The organism is Komagataeibacter diospyri (assembly GCF_006538165.1).
GTDB classification, from domain to species: domain Bacteria; phylum Pseudomonadota; class Alphaproteobacteria; order Acetobacterales; family Acetobacteraceae; genus Komagataeibacter; species Komagataeibacter diospyri.
Genome location: NZ_BDLU01000039.1, coordinates 14,101 through 31,382 on the forward strand (window position 1 = coordinate 14,101; position 17,282 = coordinate 31,382).

At 60.7% G+C, this 17,282-nt stretch carries 16 protein-coding genes and 2 tRNA genes; 6 read left to right on the forward strand and 12 right to left on the reverse strand.

What is annotated here, in order from left to right; genetic code table 11:
* Positions 1-23 precede the first annotated feature (23 nt).
* On the forward strand, positions 24-1,289 hold the full coding sequence (locus MSKU9_RS09465) for a D-amino acid dehydrogenase (protein ID WP_141261233.1): 1,266 nt from the start codon (positions 24-26) through the stop codon (positions 1,287-1,289).
* 217 nt (positions 1,290-1,506) lie between these two features.
* Here the strand turns inward: MSKU9_RS09465 and MSKU9_RS09470 are convergent, their stop codons facing one another.
* The 3 genes from MSKU9_RS09470 to MSKU9_RS09480 all read right to left on the reverse strand — a co-directional run bounded on the left by MSKU9_RS09470 (position 1,507) and on the right by MSKU9_RS09480 (position 5,035).
* A complete protein-coding gene (locus tag MSKU9_RS09470; protein ID WP_141261234.1) occupies positions 1,507-1,785 on the reverse strand; it encodes a hypothetical protein in 279 nt (92 codons plus the stop codon).
* 227 nt (positions 1,786-2,012) lie between these two features.
* The gene (typA, locus tag MSKU9_RS09475; RefSeq protein ID WP_141261235.1) at positions 2,013-3,836 is read right to left on the reverse strand and encodes a translational GTPase TypA; all 1,824 of its coding nucleotides are present in this window, start codon (positions 3,834-3,836) and stop codon (positions 2,013-2,015) included.
* A gap of 188 nt (positions 3,837-4,024) precedes the next feature.
* Entirely contained in the window at positions 4,025-5,035 is a 1,011-nt protein-coding gene (locus MSKU9_RS09480; protein WP_141261245.1) for an adenosine kinase, read from the reverse strand.
* Between the two features lie 429 nt (positions 5,036-5,464).
* Between MSKU9_RS09480 and MSKU9_RS09485 the strand changes: the two genes are divergently transcribed.
* A complete protein-coding gene (locus MSKU9_RS09485; RefSeq protein ID WP_141261236.1) occupies positions 5,465-5,944 on the forward strand; it encodes a bactofilin family protein in 480 nt (159 codons plus the stop codon).
* A 160-nt stretch (positions 5,945-6,104) separates the two neighbouring features.
* Here the strand turns inward: MSKU9_RS09485 and MSKU9_RS09490 are convergent, their stop codons facing one another.
* Positions 6,105-6,731, reverse strand: coding sequence for a GcrA family cell cycle regulator (locus MSKU9_RS09490; protein ID WP_141261237.1), 627 nt, complete (start codon positions 6,729-6,731; stop codon positions 6,105-6,107).
* A 144-nt stretch (positions 6,732-6,875) separates the two neighbouring features.
* Positions 6,876-8,063: a ribonuclease D gene (rnd, locus tag MSKU9_RS09495; protein ID WP_141261238.1), complete on the reverse strand. Its 1,188-nt coding sequence runs from the start codon at positions 8,061-8,063 to the stop codon at positions 6,876-6,878.
* Positions 8,064-8,201: 138 nt separating this feature from the next.
* Between rnd and queF the strand changes: the two genes are divergently transcribed.
* Positions 8,202-8,681, forward strand: coding sequence for a preQ(1) synthase (gene queF / locus MSKU9_RS09500; RefSeq protein ID WP_141261239.1), 480 nt, complete (start codon positions 8,202-8,204; stop codon positions 8,679-8,681).
* Positions 8,682-9,045: 364 nt separating this feature from the next.
* Here the strand turns inward: queF and atpC are convergent, their stop codons facing one another.
* The 7 genes from atpC to MSKU9_RS09535 all read right to left on the reverse strand — a co-directional run bounded on the left by atpC (position 9,046) and on the right by MSKU9_RS09535 (position 15,946).
* Positions 9,046-9,471, reverse strand: coding sequence for an ATP synthase F1 subunit epsilon (gene atpC / locus MSKU9_RS09505; RefSeq protein ID WP_141261240.1), 426 nt, complete (start codon positions 9,469-9,471; stop codon positions 9,046-9,048).
* 32 nt (positions 9,472-9,503) lie between these two features.
* A complete protein-coding gene (atpD, locus tag MSKU9_RS09510) occupies positions 9,504-10,979 on the reverse strand; it encodes a F0F1 ATP synthase subunit beta (protein ID WP_141261241.1) in 1,476 nt (491 codons plus the stop codon).
* Between the two features lie 32 nt (positions 10,980-11,011).
* On the reverse strand, positions 11,012-11,893 hold the full coding sequence (locus tag MSKU9_RS09515) for a F0F1 ATP synthase subunit gamma (RefSeq protein ID WP_141261242.1): 882 nt from the start codon (positions 11,891-11,893) through the stop codon (positions 11,012-11,014).
* Between the two features lie 16 nt (positions 11,894-11,909).
* Positions 11,910-13,448, reverse strand: coding sequence for a F0F1 ATP synthase subunit alpha (gene atpA / locus MSKU9_RS09520; RefSeq protein ID WP_141261243.1), 1,539 nt, complete (start codon positions 13,446-13,448; stop codon positions 11,910-11,912).
* Positions 13,448-14,044 (reverse strand): F0F1 ATP synthase subunit delta, encoded by a 597-nt coding sequence (locus MSKU9_RS09525; protein WP_110557795.1) that lies wholly within the window; start codon positions 14,042-14,044, stop codon positions 13,448-13,450. The genes atpA and MSKU9_RS09525 overlap by 1 nt, the downstream gene beginning before the upstream one ends.
* Before the next feature lie 304 nt (positions 14,045-14,348).
* The gene (locus tag MSKU9_RS09530) at positions 14,349-15,773 is read right to left on the reverse strand and encodes an MFS transporter (protein WP_141261244.1); all 1,425 of its coding nucleotides are present in this window, start codon (positions 15,771-15,773) and stop codon (positions 14,349-14,351) included.
* Between the two features lie 99 nt (positions 15,774-15,872).
* Positions 15,873-15,946: transfer RNA gene (locus MSKU9_RS09535), tRNA-Gly, on the reverse strand.
* Between the two features lie 226 nt (positions 15,947-16,172).
* Here MSKU9_RS09535 and MSKU9_RS09540 point away from each other — a divergent pair.
* From MSKU9_RS09540 to nusG, 3 genes are all read left to right on the forward strand, one after another.
* A tRNA-Trp gene (locus MSKU9_RS09540) sits at positions 16,173-16,249 on the forward strand.
* A 134-nt stretch (positions 16,250-16,383) separates the two neighbouring features.
* Positions 16,384-16,578, forward strand: a complete 195-nt coding sequence (secE, locus tag MSKU9_RS09545) for a preprotein translocase subunit SecE (protein ID WP_007397644.1) — start codon at positions 16,384-16,386, stop codon at positions 16,576-16,578.
* An 8-nt stretch (positions 16,579-16,586) separates the two neighbouring features.
* Positions 16,587-17,117: a transcription termination/antitermination protein NusG gene (gene nusG, locus MSKU9_RS09550; protein ID WP_010508943.1), complete on the forward strand. Its 531-nt coding sequence runs from the start codon at positions 16,587-16,589 to the stop codon at positions 17,115-17,117.
* Positions 17,118-17,282: the final 165 nt, after the last annotated feature.

The window sequence follows — 17,282 nt, forward strand, 5'->3', positions numbered from 1 at the left end:
ATGATGGAAGTAAGGATGAAGCTGTGAAAGTGATCGTTCTGGGCGCTGGCGTCGTGGGTGTCACAGCGGCATGGTATCTGGCCAGGGCCGGACATGAAGTTACGGTCGTGGACCGCCAGCCTGCTGCCGCACTGGAAACCTCCTTTGCCAATGCGGGACAGATTTCACCGGGTTTTTCCGCGCCATGGGCTGAACCGGCCCTGCCGCTGAAGGTACTGCGGTGGATGGCCAGCCGCCATGCGCCCATCGTGATCCGCCCGCGTATCGATTTTGCCATGATGCGCTGGATCGAGCAGCTTCTGGCCAACTGCAACGCGCATGACTACGACATCAACAAGTCCCGTATGCTGCGCATTGCGGAATACAGCCGTGACTGCCTTGATGCCCTGCGCCGCGACACCGGCATTACCTATGATGATGAACAGCGTGGCCTGATCCAGCTTTTCCGCACGCAGAAGCAGGTTGACCATGCCGCACGCGACATGTCCCTGCTGGATCAGGCGGGCATTGCCCACGAATTCCTCAGCCCCGATGAAATAGCCAAACACGAACCGGGCCTTATGGAAAACCGGCACCTGTTCAAGGGTGGCCTGCGCCTGCCGGGTGACGAGTCGGGCGACTGTCACATGTTCACCCGGCGCCTGGCACAGAAAGCGGAAGAGGAACTGGGCGTTACCTTCCATTATGAAACCACGATCGAGGCGCTGGATGCCTCGGCCACGGATATTTTGGGCGTGCGCACATCGGCCGGTCGCATGACAGCCGATACTTATGTCGTGTCCATGGGCAGCTATTCGCCGCTGCTGCTGCGCCCGCTTGGGCTGCACCTGCCGGTCTATCCCACCAAGGGGTATTCCCTGACGCTGCCGGTAACCGATGCGGCACGCGCACCGGTTTCCACCGTCAATGACGCGACGTACAAGGTGTCCATCACCCGCCTGGGCGACCGTATCCGTATTGGCGGCACGGCGGAACTGGCTGGCTACAACCTGCGCCTGCGTCGCGACCGGCGGAAACTGCTGGAACTGTCCTTTTCCGAACTGTTCGGCGCCAGTGGCGACCTGTCACAAGGGGCGTACTGGACCGGCCTGCGTCCCAGCACCCCCGATGGCACACCCGTCATCGGGCCAGCCGGGCGTTTTTCCAACCTGTGGCTCAATACTGGCCATGGCACTCTGGGCTGGACCATGGCATGCGGATCGGGCCGTGTGCTGGCCGACCGGATGAGTGGCAAGCGTACCGAAATCCCCTGCCTGGACCTATCGCTAGACCGTTACACCACGGTCTGAAAATAACTGTCTGATAAAAATAAAAAGTTTTTGGGTGCCGCCTTTTTTTGAAAAAGGCTTCATCAGAAACTTCATGATGATCGACCCGGTATTCCTTGGGCAGGCTGTCAGCCCACCGAGGGCCAGAGCATAAAAAAAAGCCCGGTCCGAGACCGGGCTTTTCCTTTGGCTGCCCTTACTCCGGTCACATGGACCTCGGTAAGGGACGCGACAGATATTACTGCGCGGCCGGAGCTGCAGGCGCTGCATCCGTGGATTCAGCCGCCTTCTTCGCACCATGATGGTGCCCACCGTGATGATGACCACTGTGATGCTTGGTTGCCTTCTTGGCGCCAGCTTCAGCCGGAGCAGCACCTTCAGATGCATCGGGAACGTGTTCCGGTGCGGAAACGGCCGGGGTGGTCGGCTCGGCGGTCTGGGCCATGACAGGGGCGGCAACGCCCATAACGGCAACAGCGGACAGGGCTGCGACGAAACGACGGGGGAAAACGATCATATAAAAATACTCCAACAAATCAGGAATTCGGATCCCAATGCGTCAAACTGGTGACGAATCGACACACCCGAGCTGACTTCCCTGCTGTAACATGCCGCAGGAAAGCCGTCTCGAATTAAAATTCTTAAATTTGTTAGTAATGTCTTAATTCTGCCCCATGGTGACCGCAATCTCAAGAACTGAAACGTAACTAAAGATTGCAGCCACCACCGTGGCAGGCAGCCAGATCAGTCAACCGCACCCGAACGTTCGCGCTTCTTGCGTTCGTGCGGGTCAAGGTAGCGCTTGCGGATACGCACGGCAGACGGTGTGACCTCAACCAGTTCATCATCTTCAATATAGGCGATGGCCTGTTCCAGATTCATCTTGCGCGGCGGTATCAGCAGCAGGGCCTCGTCCTTGCCTGCGGCACGGATGTTGGTCAGCTTCTTTTCACGGACCGGGTTTACTTCCAGATCATTCTCACGCGAATGCTCGCCGATGATCATGCCGACATAGACCTTTTCGCCCGCGTCAACGAACAGCGTGCCACGATCCTGCAGCGAAAACAGCGAATACTGCGTGGTCGCGCCATCTTCGGACGAAATCAGCGAACCGTTACGACGGCCGGCGATCGGACCGACATAGGGCTGATAGCCATGGAACAGGCGGTTCATGATGCCCGAACCACGCGTATCAGTCAGGAATTCGCCATGGTAGCCGATCAGGCCACGTGACGGGATCAGGAAGCTCAGGCGCACCTTGCCGCCGCCAGAAGGCTGCATGTCCTGCATGATGCCCTTACGCAGCGCCATTTTTTCGACCACGACGCCCGAATACGGCTCGTCCACGTCGATCAGGACTTCCTCGAACGGCTCTTCGCGTTCACCGGTTTCCTCGTTGGTGCGGAACAGCACGCGGGGACGACCGATGGTCAGCTCAAACCCTTCACGACGCATCTGCTCGATCAGGACGCCAAGCTGCAGTTCGCCACGGCCCGCGACCTCGAAGGCCTCGCTCTCGGGGCTTTCGGATACGCGAATGGCAATGTTGCCTTCCGTTTCCTTGAACAGGCGGTCACGGATCTGACGCGACGTGACCTTCTTGCCCTCACGGCCACCCAGCGGGCCGTCGTTGAGGCGGAAGGTCATGGACAGCGTCGGCGGATCAACCGGGGTGGAGGGCAGCGGTTCCTTGACCTCAAGGGCTGCGATCGTTTCGGGAATCGTCGCTTCCGACAGACCGGCCACGGCCACGATGTCACCAGCTTCCACTTCCTCGACCGGCACGCGGTCCAGCCCACGGAAGGACAGCAGCTTGGTCAGGCGACCGGTTTCCACAACCGAACCATCGGGACGCAGCACATGCACCGGCATGTTCATCTTCGCTACGCCCTGCTCGACACGGCCGGTCAGCACGCGACCAAGGAAGTTGTCGTTTTCAAGGATGGTGGCGACCATCGCGAACGGCGCGTCCTTGTTCACCTGCGGCGGCGGCACATGGCGCAGGATCAGGTCGAACATGGGAGAGAGGTCCTTGCGCGGACCATCAATCTCGGTATCGGCCCAGCCCTGACGGCCCGATGCATACAGCATGGGGAAATCAAGCTGCTCGTCATTGGCGCCCAGGGCCGCGAACAGGTCAAAGATCTCGTTATGGACTTCGTCAGGACGGGCGTCGCCGCGGTCGATCTTGTTGACGACCACGATCGGCTTCAGGCCGCGCGCCAGCGCCTTGCCTACCACGAACTTCGTCTGCGGCAGGGCCCCTTCGGCGGAGTCGACCAGCACGACCGCGCCGTCAACCATGCTCAGGATACGCTCGACCTCACCACCGAAATCGGCATGGCCCGGGGTGTCGATGATGTTGATGCGGGTATCTTTCCACACAACCGACGTACACTTGGCCAGGATCGTGATGCCACGCTCACGCTCCAGGTCATTGCTGTCCATGGCACGTTCGGCAACGTGCTGGTTGTCACGGAAGGAACCGGACTGTTTAAGAAGCTGGTCGACCAGTGTTGTCTTGCCATGATCGACGTGCGCGATAATGGCGATATTGCGGATATCCATAAGTGCTCTTGACCTGACTTTCCTTGGCTGACGCCATAAGGGTGCGCAGCGGCACATGCGGGGGGCACCCGTGCGTGCGGCGGCGGAATGAGTGGCTGCTGCCTGCGTAGATAAAGCGGAAGGGCGCGGATTGCACGCGAAACTTCGCGCCCGCACCCATCACACGCCCGGCAGAATGCCGCCGTGGATCAGAAATCCATGTCCTGACGCATGTTCATGAGCGGACGCGCCCCGTAATGCGAGATCACTTCAGACGCCGCGACACTGCCCAGACGGCCGCATTCGGCCAGAGTCCGGTCCGATGTCCAGCCAGCCAGGAAGCCTGCGGCATAGGCGTCGCCAGCACCCGTGGTGTCGACCACCTGCGTGCGCACGCTGTCGATCACGATGCGCTGCTGGTCCTGTATGATGACGCTGCCACGTTCGGAACGGGTCAGGACGGCGAAATGCGTATCGGCCGAGACAAGGCGGGCAGCTTCGTCAAAGTCATCGGTCTGGTACAGGGCGCAGATCTCGTCCTCGTTGGCGAACAGGATGTCGATATGCCCGCGCACGAGTTCATGGAATGCATGACGATGACGGTCCACGCAGAAACGGTCGGACAGCGAAAGGGCGACCTTGCGCCCCGCGTCATGCGCGATACGGGCGGCGGTGCGGAAAGCTTCCTGCGCATCCGGCGGATCGAACAGGTAGCCTTCCATGTACACGACCTTGGACGCACGCACGACATCCGCCAGCACGTCTTCGGGGCTGAAGGTGACACATGCACCCAGATAGGTGTTCATGGTGCGCTGGCCATCGGGCGTGACCAGAATGATGCAGCGCGCGGTAGGATGGTTTTCCCCCGCATCACCCTGCAGCGGGGAAGACGGGAAATACACCCCCGCCGCCTGCATGTCCGCGCCAAAGGCCTGTCCCGGCGCATCCGCCGCCACCTTGCCCAGATAGGCCACACGCGCACCCATGTTGGACGCCACGACGCAGGTATTGGCGGCGGACCCGCCACCCATTTCCTTTTCACGCCTGATCTGGCCATACAGCGCCTTGGCGCGGTCGGCATCGATCAGCGTCATGCTGCCGGGTGTCATGCCGTTATTCTGCGGGAAGGCCGCGTCCACCGGCGCCAGGACATCAACAATCGCATTGCCGATACCCAGCAGATCAAACCGGCATTCCGCCGCCTGTCCCGAATTTTCCATCGTCTGTCCCATTACCCGTCATTAATCAGTCATATCCGCGGGTATGGCGTGCCTACGCCACGAAATAACCCATTTTTTCCCGCTTGATGTGGCCCATCGCTATCATTGGCGGGTAAGAGGCGCAATGCATGATGTTTTTTATGCGCTCCTGTTCCCCTTAACGCCCCTTGTCGGCATGACGGGGGGGCGTATAACCGTTTAAAGGGGGCTGCGGCCTGCAACCAGCCCGACAGCGTATCTTCCAGTTTCCGGGACACGTCATGTCCCGATGCAGCATAACCAAGCGGGGTAATATTGTTTAGAAGACGCAAGCCAGCAGAAACCCAGCCAGCCGCCCCGACTACGCCCCCCGTGCAGCAGCCGGGCCGACCAGCCTCAGGCGGTGGCGCCTCTCCCTCAACCACACCTGCCAGCAAGGAAAATACATCCATGGCCCGTCCCCCCTTCCCGCCCACGCCCAACGCCCCTCCCGCACCTGGCGGGGCACGTCCCGGTGCACCGGGTGCCACGGCCGCCAAAAAGGAAAATGACCGCCGCACCCTGGTTGTGGGCCGTGGCATCAGCGTGCAGGGGACCATTCAGGACGCCGAGCGTCTGGTTGTGGAAGGAACGGTTGAATCCTCCCTGATCAATGCATCCGAGCTGCAGATCGCGCAGGGCGGCGTATTCAAGGGTGAAGTCGAGGTTGAGGACGCTGAACTGGCTGGCACGATCGATGGCACGCTAACGGTGCGTGGCAGCCTGACCATCCGTTCGACCGGTCGCCTGCTGGGCAAGGCCAAGTGTCGTCGCCTGAAGGTGGAAGATGGCGGCCAGGTCACCGGTCAGCTTGAAATGATCACCACCCCCGGCGCACCGGCGGCCCCGGCGACAGCCCCCACCGCGCCACCGCGTCCGGCTGCGGAATAAGGGATCCGGTCCGTCCACACCTGTCGGACGCATACGAAAAACGCCAGCGGCAGTGATGCCCTGGCGTTTTTTAATGCAATCCCTGTCGGGTTGCCTGAAAAGGCGGACTGGAAAATCCATCCATAAGGAAGTTTCAGGCATTCCCTAAAGCGAAAACGAATCAGGCCACGTTATCGCGGCGATCGCGCAGTTTGACATAGGCAAGCTGCGCATGTTCCGCACAGTACGGTTTGCCCGGCAACGGCGTGGCACCACAGAAATGGAAGCCTGGCGTACCCGGATCACCTAACGGCCAGCAGCAGGACTGGCTGCTGCGCCGCCGTGGTTCACTGACCGGACGCAGGGCGGATTTCGCCGTGGCACGGGGCTGTGCGCGGGTGGCGCGGGGTGCCGGGGGCCCATCCTCTGCCACCGCCGGGGCGGCTGCCACGGGCTTGGCCTGCTGTGCCGGCGCAGGGGCCGCCTGCGCTTTTGCGGGGGCCTTTTCCGGTACCGGAGTCGCTGTCGCCACCGGAGCTGCCGTAACTTCGGATTTTGGGGGAGCAGGCGTGCTTTCCGTGGCGGCGGATGACGCCGTGGTTTCCACTGCTGCCGCGGCGGGCACAGGGACCACCTTCGCCGCACGCCGGATGGGCGATGGACGCGGCTTGAGGCCCAGACGGTGCGCCTTGCCAACCACCGCGTTCTTTGTAACAGATAGCTGACGGCCGATTTCCGCGGTCGATAAGCCCTGCTGCCACAGATCACGCAGGCGCGCGATCGTCTCCTCGGTCCATTCCATCGCCATCGTTCTGCACTCCTTACGCGGAATGGTGGGAAATTAGGCTTATACTGTGCCCGGCTCAACTGCCATGGCACAGAATCTTGTGGACAGTTCTGCGCATAACCTGTTTGCAACCCCGGTAAAACGCAACCGGAGCCATAAACCGGGTCAGTCGTGGATCAGCCTGACCTTCCCACCTTCGACCCCCATGGTCAGGTGGCCTGCCTTGAGTTCACGCGCCAGTTTACCAAACACCTCGTTCCGCCAGCCATGAAAGGCGGGGATGTCGGCCGCATCATCCAGCGCGAAACGGTCAAGGTCCTCGGACGAAGCCACCAGCCTGGGAGCGACACGATGCGTCTCGCAACAGGTGGCCAGCAGTACCTTGAGCAGCGCAATCAGTGCCGGTGACGGACGCTGCGCATCCTTTGCCCGCCCCTTGGGTAAGCGCGGCAGGGCCGCTTCCGGTTCCATGACCGCCTGCGCTACGGTTTCCAGCAGCGCCTGACCACTGCGCCCTTCGGCAAAACCGCGTGAGACGCCACGCACGCGGGCCAGCGCATCAACCGTACCAGGCGCGGTCGCCGCGATTTCCATCAGGCTTTCGTCCTTGAGCAACCTCTGGCGCGGCACATTGACGCGCTGGGCCTCACCTTCACGCCATGCGGTGACGGCGCGCAATATGCCCAGCATCCGGCGGTTGTTGGTGCGCGGGCGCATCTTTTCCCACAATGTCAGCGGGTCAGGACGGAACGTGGCGGGATTGTTCAGGATATCCAGTTCGGCTGCGACCCAGTCCAGACGTCCTTCGCGTTCCAGCTGGACCAGCAGTTTTTCATAAACCAGCCGCAGATAAGTGACATCCGCCGCCGCGTACCCGATCTGGGCCGGGGAAAGCGGACGCGCCGCCCAGTCGGAAAAACGGTGCGACTTGTCAATCTGCACACCCAGCAGGGAGGAGACGAGGTTGTCATAGCCCACCTGGTCACCATACCCCGCCACCATGGCTGCGACCTGCGTATCGAACAGGGCGGTCGGCAGATGGTCAAACAGATGCAGGAAGATTTCCAGATCCTGCCGTGCGGCATGGAATACCTTGACCACGCTGGCATCATCCAGCAGCACACCCAGGGAAGACAGGTCGATGCCCGGTGCGGTCGTATCGATCACCACCACGTCCTTTTCCCCGGCCAGCTGCACCAGACACAGCTCAGGCCAGTAAGTACGTTCGCGCACGAATTCGGTGTCGATCGTCACAAATGGCTCATGCCGCAGTCGCGCGGTTACAGCCTCAAGCTCCGCTGTGGTGGTCACCAGCACAGGGGCAGGAAATTCGGGTCGGGATACACGTGCCATCCGGTGCAGTTATCATGCCTGTGCCCTGTTGCGAAAGCGGGGAAAACTGCATGCCGCCCCCCTGCATTTCCGTTGACGGTGCCCTGTCCCTTCCGGCATCAGCCACACATCCCTTCCCTATTCCTGACGGACCGCCAAATGAACACCCGCCCTACCCCTGATGATGGCAGCCAGTTCCTGACGCAGCTGGGCCAGAATACCCGCCAGCCCAACAGTCCGGAAGAAGCCCGGCTGGAACGCGTGCCCGCGCCCGAACGCGGACGGAATTACGTCGTACGTTTTACCGCGCCGGAATTCACGTCGCTCTGCCCCGTGACCGGACAGCCGGATTTCGCGCATATCGTCATCGACTACATTCCCGATGAATGGATTGTGGAAAGCAAATCGCTCAAGCTGTTCCTGACCAGCTTCCGCAACCATGGCGCCTTCCATGAAAAATGCTCCGTGCAGATCGCAACGACACTGGTGGAACTGCTGAAGCCTGTATGGCTGCGGATCGGCGCTTACTGGTATCCGCGTGGTGGCATGCCTATCGATGTGTTCTGGCAGACCGGCGCACCGCCTGCAGGCGTGTGGATCCCGGCACAGGACGTGCCTGGCTATCGCGGTCGCGGCTGATAAAAGACAAAAAGCCTTGGGGTGCCGCCTTTGTGCAAAAAGACAGTATTCCCTGAAGCTTTTTTGAAAAAGCTTCACCAGGAGCGTCTTTAATTTTCAGAATGTTTTGCAGGCAGGCTTTTTAAACAGCTTCTTATGAAACAGCCCGCAGATCCCGAAAACGTTTTCCGGCAATGCTTTTTTTCACGGGGTTCTGGAAAACGTTGCCTTTATCAACAAGCGATACCCGAACACGCCTGTATTTTTATCAAGGGATTGTTTCCAAATATCCCTGAAAGACAGGCACAAAAAAAGCGCCCCGTGCAGGGGCGCTTCTTCGCAGATCCATCGTGATTCCGCCCCGGTTACAGGGCGAAATGAATCATTAGATGGACATGGACGGAATGGAGGACTGTCCGGCCTCGATCTCGGCACGGGCCGACTGGATTTTGTCCATGAGGATATCAAGCGCGGGCACGTTCATCTTGTCCGCTTCCTCATAGGATTTTTCCAGCGCGGCAAGACGTGCTTCCGCATCGTCAACCGATACGTCTTCCACCTTCAGCGCCCGGTCGGCAAGGATGGTGCAGTGGGTCGGTGCAATATCGGCAAACCCACCCGCCACGAAAAAGCGATGCATCACCACATCACCTTCATACACATCAACCACGCCACCGCGCAGGGTCAGCATGAGCGGCGCATGTTCCGGCATTGCCGCGATGTCACCTTCCGACCCCGGCATGACGACCATATCGGCGTCATGCGCGAACAGCACCTTCTCCGGACTGACAATCTTGACCTTAATGGACATGGTCTATCTTCCTTGCGTCAGTGGGTCGGGGTTCAGGCCGATTCCTTCATTTTCTCGGCCTTAGCCACCGCTTCCTCGATCGCACCGACCATATAGAAAGCACCTTCGGGCAGGTGGTCATATTCACCAGCCACGATCGCCTTGAACGAACGCACCGTGTCTTCCAGCGAAACCAGCTTGCCCGGCGCACCCGTGAACACTTCGGCCACGTGGAACGGCTGGGACAGGAAGCGCTGGATACGGCGCGCGCGCGCCACGATCAGCTTGTCATCTTCCGAGAGTTCATCCATGCCCAGGATGGCGATGATGTCCTGCAGGGACTTGTAGGTCTGCAGGATACGCTGCACGTCACGCGCCACCTGATAGTGCTCGTCACCAACAATTTTCGGATCAAGCGAGCGGGACGTGGAATCCAGCGGGTCAACGGCCGGGTAGATACCCATTTCCGCGATGGAACGGTTCAGCACCGTGGTCGCATCAAGATGGGCGAAGGTCGCGGCAGGCGCCGGATCGGTCAGGTCATCGGCAGGAACGTAAACGGCCTGTACCGAGGTGATCGAACCCTTCTTGGTCGAGGTGATACGTTCCTGCAGTGCGCCCATTTCCGTTGCCAGTGTCGGCTGGTAGCCCACGGCGGAGGGAATACGGCCCAGCAGCGCGGACACTTCAGCGCCAGCCTGCGTGAAACGGAAGATGTTATCGACAAAGAACAGCACGTCCTGACCTTCGACATCACGGAAGTATTCCGCAACAGTCACACCGGACAGGGCGACACGGGCACGCGCGCCCGGCGGCTCGTTCATCTGGCCATAGACCAGCGCCACCTTGGACCCTTCGGTCGAATCGCCATCAAGCTTGATGACGCCCGCATCCTGCATTTCGTAATACAGGTCGTTACCCTCACGGGTACGTTCACCGACACCGGCAAAGACCGACACGCCGCCATGCGCCTTGGCAATGTTGTTGATCAGTTCCTGAATGATGACGGTCTTGCCCACGCCGGCGCCGCCAAACAGACCAACCTTACCGCCCTTCAGGTACGGGCACAGCAGATCAACCACCTTGATGCCCGTGGGCAGGATTTCGGTTGCGGCAGCCTGTTCATCAAAAGCCGGTGCAGCGCGGTGGATGGGTGCGCGCCCCTTGCACTGAACCGGGCCACGGTCATCAATCGGTTCACCGATCACGTTCAGGATACGACCCAGCGTGCCCGGGCCGACCGGCACGGTGATCTGGCTGCCGGTGGCGGAGACTTCCGCGCCGCGGCTCAGGCCATCAGTGGTATCCATGGCAATGCAGCGGACTTCATGTTCGCCGATTTCCTGCGCCACTTCCAGCACCAAGGTCTGGCCGTTCAGCTGAACGTGCAGTGCTTCGAGGATATGCGGAAGCGTACCCTCGAACTGAACGTCAACAACGGCGCCGCGGACCTGCGTCACGCGACCAACGACATTGCTTTTCTGCGCCTGCGTGGAGACAGGAGCCTCTTGAGTTGTGGTTTCCGACATGGGACAGCTCCTGTGAGCGTGAAGATCGATCCTCAGACAGCCTGGGCGCCCGAGATGATCTCGATCAGTTCATTGGTAATATTGGTCTGACGCGTACGGTTGTAGGTCAGGGTCAGGCGGTCGATGGCCTTGCCAGCATTACGGGTGGCATTATCCATCGCGGTCATCCGTGCGCCGTTTTCGCCCGCCGCCGTTTCCAGCATGGTCGCATACAGCTGGACCTGCAGATTGCGTGGCAGAAGGCTGGCCAGCATCGTGCCCTCGTCCGGCTCGAACTCGTAGCTGGCGACGTCAGCATTGTCCGTATTGTCATTTTCCGGCAGCGCCAGCGGCACAAGCTGCATTTCCGTCGGCGTCTGGGTCATGACGTTGCGGAACTGGTTATACACCAGCGTGCAGACGTCGACTTCACCCTTTTCCAGCAGGGATGTAATCTGTTCACCCAGTTCCGTCGCGGACGAAAAGGGGATTTCCTTGCTGGCAGACAGATGACGGTGGCCGATGATCAGATCGGCGAAGTCGCGCGAAAGGAATTCGTACGTCTTGCGCCCGACCGGCAGGATCTTGACCGTCTTGCCTTCCCCCTGGAGCCTGAGCACCAGGTTACGGGTCGTACGGTTGATGTTGGAGTTGAATGCACCGGCCAGACCACGGTCGCTGGACATGGGGACAATCAGATGCACCCTGTCCTGACCCGTTCCGGTCAGCAGTGCCGGCTGCCCGCCTTCGCCCGCCACGCTGCGGCCCACTTCGGCCAGCATGCGGCGCATTGCATCAGCGTAGGGCCGTGCGGCCGCCGCGCGGGCTTCCGCCCGACGCAGCTTTGCCGCCGCCACCATCTTCATCGCGCTGGTGATCTTTCGCGTCGATTTGACGCTGCCGATCCGTGCGCGCAGTTCCTTCAGGGAAGCCATGGTTGCCCGATCTTCCTCAGTTGGCGAACTGACGGCCGAACGTCGTCAGGAAATCATTCAGACGGCTTTCGATATCCTTGGTCAGCTGACGCTGGGTGCGGATCGATTCCAGAATGTCCTTGCCCGACGTGCGGACATCGTCCAGCAGGCGCTTTTCATAGGTCGTCACCTGATCGACCGGCACGGCATCGATATAGCCACGCGTGCCAGCGTACAGGACAACCACCTGTTCCTCAACCGACAGGGGCGAGGTTTCGGGCTGCTTCAGCAGTTCGACCAGACGCGCGCCACGGGCCAGCTGCTTCTGCGTCGCAGGGTCCAGGTCGGACGCGAACTGCGAGAACGCCGCCATTTCACGATACTGCGCCAGTTCCAGCTTGATCTTGCCTGCAACCTGCTTCATCGCCTTGATCTGTGCCGCCGAACCAACACGGGACACGGACCCACCGACGTTCACGGCGGGGCGGATGCCACGGTAGAACAGGTCGGTTTCAAGGAATACCTGACCGTCGGTGATGGAAATCACGTTGGTCGGGATGTAGGCGGATACGTCGCCGGACTGTGTCTCGATCACCGGCAGGGCGGTCAGGGAGCCCGCACCAAACTTGTCGGACATTTTCGCAGCGCGTTCCAGCAGGCGCGAATGCAGGTAGAACACGTCACCCGGATACGCTTCACGTCCCGGCGGACGACGCAGCAGCAGCGACATCTGACGGTATGCGACGGCCTGCTTGGACAGGTCATCATACACGATCAGGGCGTGCATGCCGTTATCACGGAAGTATTCGCCCATGGAACAGGCGGCATACGGTGCCAGGTACTGCATCGGGGCCGGGTCGGACGCGGTGGCGGCCACGACGATGGAATATTCCATCGCACCGGTTTCTTCCAGTGTGCGCACCAGCTGCGCAACCGTCGAACGCTTCTGCCCGATGGCAACATAGATGCAGTACAGCGACTTCTTGTCATCACCCAGGGCATTGACGCTCTTCTGGTTGACGATGGTGTCGATCAGGATCGCGGTCTTGCCGGTCTGACGGTCACCGATGATCAGCTCACGCTGGCCACGCCCGATGGGCACGAGCGCGTCAATGGCCTTGATGCCGGTCTGCATCGGTTCGCTGACGGACTGACGCGGCATGATGCCGGGAGCCTTGATTTCCGCGCGCCTGCTGATGACTTCACCAACCAGCGGCCCCTTGCCGTCAATCGGGTTGCCAAGACCATCGACCACGCGGCCCAGCAGGGCCTTGCCGGTCGGAATTTCCACGACCTTGCCGGTGCGGGCAACGGTATCGCCTTCACGCATGGCGGTGTCGTCACCGAAAATAACAACACCGACGTTGTCATTTTCAAGGTTCAGGGCCATGCCCTTCTGGCCGCTGGCGGGGAAGTCCAGCATTTCGCCAGCTTCAACATTCTGCAGGCCGTAGACACGGGCAATGCCGTCACCCACCGACAGGATGGTACCTGTCTCGGCAACGTCAACGGCCTTGTCGAACGTAGCGATCTGCTGCTTGAGGATATCCGAAATCTCGGAGGGGCGGATTTCCATCACGCGGCTCCCTTCATGGCATGGTGCAGGCGGGTAAGGCGGGATCTGAGGCTGGTATCATACAGGCGGGCGCCAATGCGCACGACCAGACCGCCCAGCAGGGCCGCGTCAACACGCTCCTGGATATTGACTTTGGAATAGCCGGCCTCGGCAAGGCGGCTGCGAAGCTGGACACGCTGCAGATCGGTCAGGGGATGGGCGGACACGACATCCGCCACAACTTCCCCGCGCCGGGCCGCAGCGATAGCCGCCAGCGCGGCAAGAATTTCACGCAGGCGCGGAAAGCGGCGGTTATTCGCCACCACGCCAACAAAATCACGCATAAGGGGGCTGAAACCTTCAGCCTCCAGCACGGCATCGACCGCCTTCCGGCTGTCGCGGATATCGAGCGTGCGATCCGTCAGAACGGTGCGCAGGTCGGCATTGCCGTCAATCAGTCCGGCAAGGCTGGATGCCTGCTCCAGAACAGGGTCAAGCTGCTTGCGGTCAGCCGCAAGCTCATAGAGCGCCGTCGCATAACGACCGGGAAGGCCATTGGCAATGGAGGCGATCGGTATTGAGGTCGTTCCACCCGAATCCACTGTCCGCTTTTCCAATCCAGAATCTTGATTCAAACACAAGCCGCCTACCCGGAAACCTTGGCCCCGTGCGCTGCTGGCGCGGCTCTAGCACGCAGCGTAAGCGCACGCAACAGATCAGGCAGCCTGTTGGCATCGTCAGATACCGCTGAACCGCCCGTTTGCCCGCGCACGTGAACGCCCCCGCTACAGGCTGGCGGGATCATACATGCAGGACACCGTTTCGGAAACAGCAAACCAGCAATTTTGTTGCGCCCCGGCACACCCCACGCGGCAGGATCATTCAGGTCATGATATGCATTAAACGCATATCAATAATGCGTCAGTTTGAATCGAGCAGCGCCGCGACCTGTCGCGCACTTTCCTTCGCCCGGATTCCGGTTGAAACCAGCCCCAGACCGGCAATCCCGACCGCCGCAATGGCCATGCACCACCACACGACATGCGTGGCCTGGGGGAATTCGTCCCACTGCAAGCCCCCGGCATGCACGCTACCTGCACTCAGCGCGCCGCCAAGTGCTATGCCCAGCAGCGCGCCCACCTGCCGGCTGGTGGACGCGATGGCCGCCGCCACCCCCGCCTGCGTGCGCGGCATGCCCGAAATGGCGGAATTGGTAATGGGCGCATTGCACATCCCGAACCCGCATCCACACAGCCCGTAGGACACCAGCAGCAGCCATAGCGGCGTATGCGCGTCCAGCCCGGTCAGCAGCAGCGCGCTGATCCCGAATCCGACAGCCGATATCAGCAGCGGCAGCCGCGCGCCGTACCGCCCCGTCAGGCGTCCCGACAATGGCGCGCATGTCATGCTGCCAAAGGCGAAGGGCAACGTGCACAGGCCCGCCTGCAACGCGGGCAGGCCACGTACATCCTGCAGGTAGAGGGTATTGAGAAACAGGAACGCGCTAAAAATGGCAAAGGCCAGCACCGCCGTCACGATCGCGCCGGAAAAGGGCCATGCCCGGAAAAACCGCAGGTCGATCAGGGGGATTGCCGCCCGCCGTTCCACGATGATGAAGCCCAGGACGGACAGCGCCCCGAAACCGAGGAATCCGGAGATGGTGGGCGAAGACCAGCCGTAATTATGGGCCTCGATCAGTCCGGACGTAATCATGGCCAGCGCCACGATGGCCAGCAACTGTCCGGGCGCGTCAATGCTGCGCCCACGCCCGCCACGGGATTCGGGCACGAAACGCAATGTCAGCACGATCGCGATCAGGCCAATGGGCACATTGACCCAGAAAACCGCCTGCCATCCCACCCAGTGCACCAATATGCCACCCACGACCGGCCCCAGCGCCAGCGCCACGCCGGATGTCGCACCCCATATGCCGATCGCCTGCGCGCGGGCGCGTGGTTCCACATACACATTGGTCAGGATCGACAGGGCAACGGGGTTGAGCATGGATCCGCCAATGCCCTGCACCGCGCGCGCCATGACCAGCATGTCGACACTGCGGGCCATACCGCACAGGGCTGACCCGCCACAGAACAGCCCGATCCCCAGCAGGAACATCCGCCGCCGCCCGAACCGGTCCGCAAGCGACCCCACCAGCAGCATGAGGCTGGCGACCATCAGCGTATAGGCATCCACCACCCATTGCAGGGTGGAAAAACTGCCATGCATTTCCGCGCGGATGGATGGCAGCACAACATTGACGACCGTCACGTCCATCATGACCAGCAGCAGGCTGAGACAGCACGTGCCCAGCACGATACGCGGGTGAACCGCGGAAGAACCGGTCATTGTCATGTAAGGTCACCCCTCCCCCTGCCGACAGCGTAGCCCGTACGGCCACGAATCCGGCATCCTGTCCGGGAATATCTGGTTATTTCAAGGGGAGTATGGAGCGGGCGAAGGGAATCGAACCCTCCTCAGAAGCTTGGAAGGCTACTGCATTACCACTATGCTACGCCCGCTCATAAGGTTGGCTGAACCTATACCGTTCCTGCCCCGCACGTGGCAAGCCCATAAACCCATGCCGGCGGACAAACAGGTAAAACTTTCATTTTTATGCCCTACCCCCTTGACTTTCGACGCGAGTCATACTTTTTTCCGCTTCCTGTGCCGGGTTCGCATGGATGGCCCGAAACGGCGCGGCAGTCGCCACGCCATGATGTTTCGGGTTGATGCAGGCGGCTTTGCAGGGGTGTAGCTCAATTGGCTAGAGCGCCGGTCTCCAAAACCGGAGGTTGCGGGTTCGAGACCCTCCACCCCTGCCATTTTCCGGTCGGGCATTACCCTTCCGGCCTGGCACCCGATGGGTCGGGCCACAATGGTCCGCACCGGTTCTTAGGCCCCGCACTGGCTGGAATGGTCCGGTTGGTGCGCCGTGGCGTTGCAGGAAGGGTATTTCGTGTCGGTCAGTCCCGCGAAATTTGTTGAAGATGTTCGTGCCGAGGCCCGCAAGGTCACATGGCCAACACGACGCGCCACCCTGATGACAACGGGTGCGGTCCTGGCGATGGCCGGCCTTGCATCGGTTTTCTTCTTCCTCGTCGACGAGGTGATCGGCCTTGCCGTACGGAAACTCTTCGGACTGGGAGGCTGAGTTCAGCCATGGCCAAGCGGTGGTATGTGATCCACGTCTATTCGGGCTTCGAGAAAAAGATAGCCCAGCACATCACGGAACAGGCCGCCCAGAAGGGCCTGGCCGATCATTTCGGTGAAATCCTTGTTCCCTCGGAAGAAGTGACGGAAGTGCGCCGGGGCCAGAAGGTCAATTCGGAACGCAAGTTCTTCCCAGGTTACGTGCTGGTCAACATGGAACTGACCGATGAGGCATGGCATCTGGTCAAGGACACACCCAAGGTCACCGGCTTCCTTGGCAGCAAGACCCGTCCTTCGCCCATTCCCAAGGTCGAGGCCGAACGGATCATGAAGCAGGCGCAGGAAGGCGTGGAACGCGTCCGTCCGTCCGTCACCTTCGAGATCGGCGAGCAGATCCGCGTGGCCGATGGTCCCTTTACCTCCTTCAATGGCACCATTGAGGAAGTGGATGAGGAACGCGGCCGCCTGAAGGTCAGTGTGTCCATCTTCGGCCGGTCCACGCCGGTGGATCTGGAATACAATCAGGTGGAGAAGGTCTGATCCTTCCCCCTCCGACGACAAAGGCGCCTTCGGGCGCCTTTTTTATTACCTACTGGAAATTGACAATTTTTTTGGTGAAGCTTTTTCAGGGGCTGTTGGGAATTGAGTTTTCTAAAGGGCCATGATGTGTTTCAAAGACCATATGGATCGCTTCATACTGACGGA

Coding starts and splice junctions, on each gene's coding strand:
- queF (WP_141261239.1), top strand. CDS start 8,202: ATGAACACCCGCCCTACCCCTGATGATGGCAGCCAGTTCCTGACGCAG.
- MSKU9_RS09485 (WP_141261236.1), top strand. CDS start 5,465: ATGGCCCGTCCCCCCTTCCCGCCCACGCCCAACGCCCCTCCCGCACCT.
- MSKU9_RS09470 (WP_141261234.1), bottom strand. CDS start 1,785: ATGATCGTTTTCCCCCGTCGTTTCGTCGCAGCCCTGTCCGCTGTTGCC.
- atpD (WP_141261241.1), bottom strand. CDS start 10,979: ATGTCGGAAACCACAACTCAAGAGGCTCCTGTCTCCACGCAGGCGCAG.
- MSKU9_RS09515 (WP_141261242.1), bottom strand. CDS start 11,893: ATGGCTTCCCTGAAGGAACTGCGCGCACGGATCGGCAGCGTCAAATCG.
- typA (WP_141261235.1), bottom strand. CDS start 3,836: ATGGATATCCGCAATATCGCCATTATCGCGCACGTCGATCATGGCAAG.
- atpC (WP_141261240.1), bottom strand. CDS start 9,471: ATGTCCATTAAGGTCAAGATTGTCAGTCCGGAGAAGGTGCTGTTCGCG.
- nusG (WP_010508943.1), top strand. CDS start 16,587: ATGGCCAAGCGGTGGTATGTGATCCACGTCTATTCGGGCTTCGAGAAA.
- MSKU9_RS09490 (WP_141261237.1), bottom strand. CDS start 6,731: ATGGCGATGGAATGGACCGAGGAGACGATCGCGCGCCTGCGTGATCTG.
- MSKU9_RS09480 (WP_141261245.1), bottom strand. CDS start 5,035: ATGGAAAATTCGGGACAGGCGGCGGAATGCCGGTTTGATCTGCTGGGT.
- rnd (WP_141261238.1), bottom strand. CDS start 8,063: ATGGCACGTGTATCCCGACCCGAATTTCCTGCCCCTGTGCTGGTGACC.
- atpA (WP_141261243.1), bottom strand. CDS start 13,448: ATGGAAATCCGCCCCTCCGAGATTTCGGATATCCTCAAGCAGCAGATC.
- MSKU9_RS09530 (WP_141261244.1), bottom strand. CDS start 15,773: ATGACCGGTTCTTCCGCGGTTCACCCGCGTATCGTGCTGGGCACGTGC.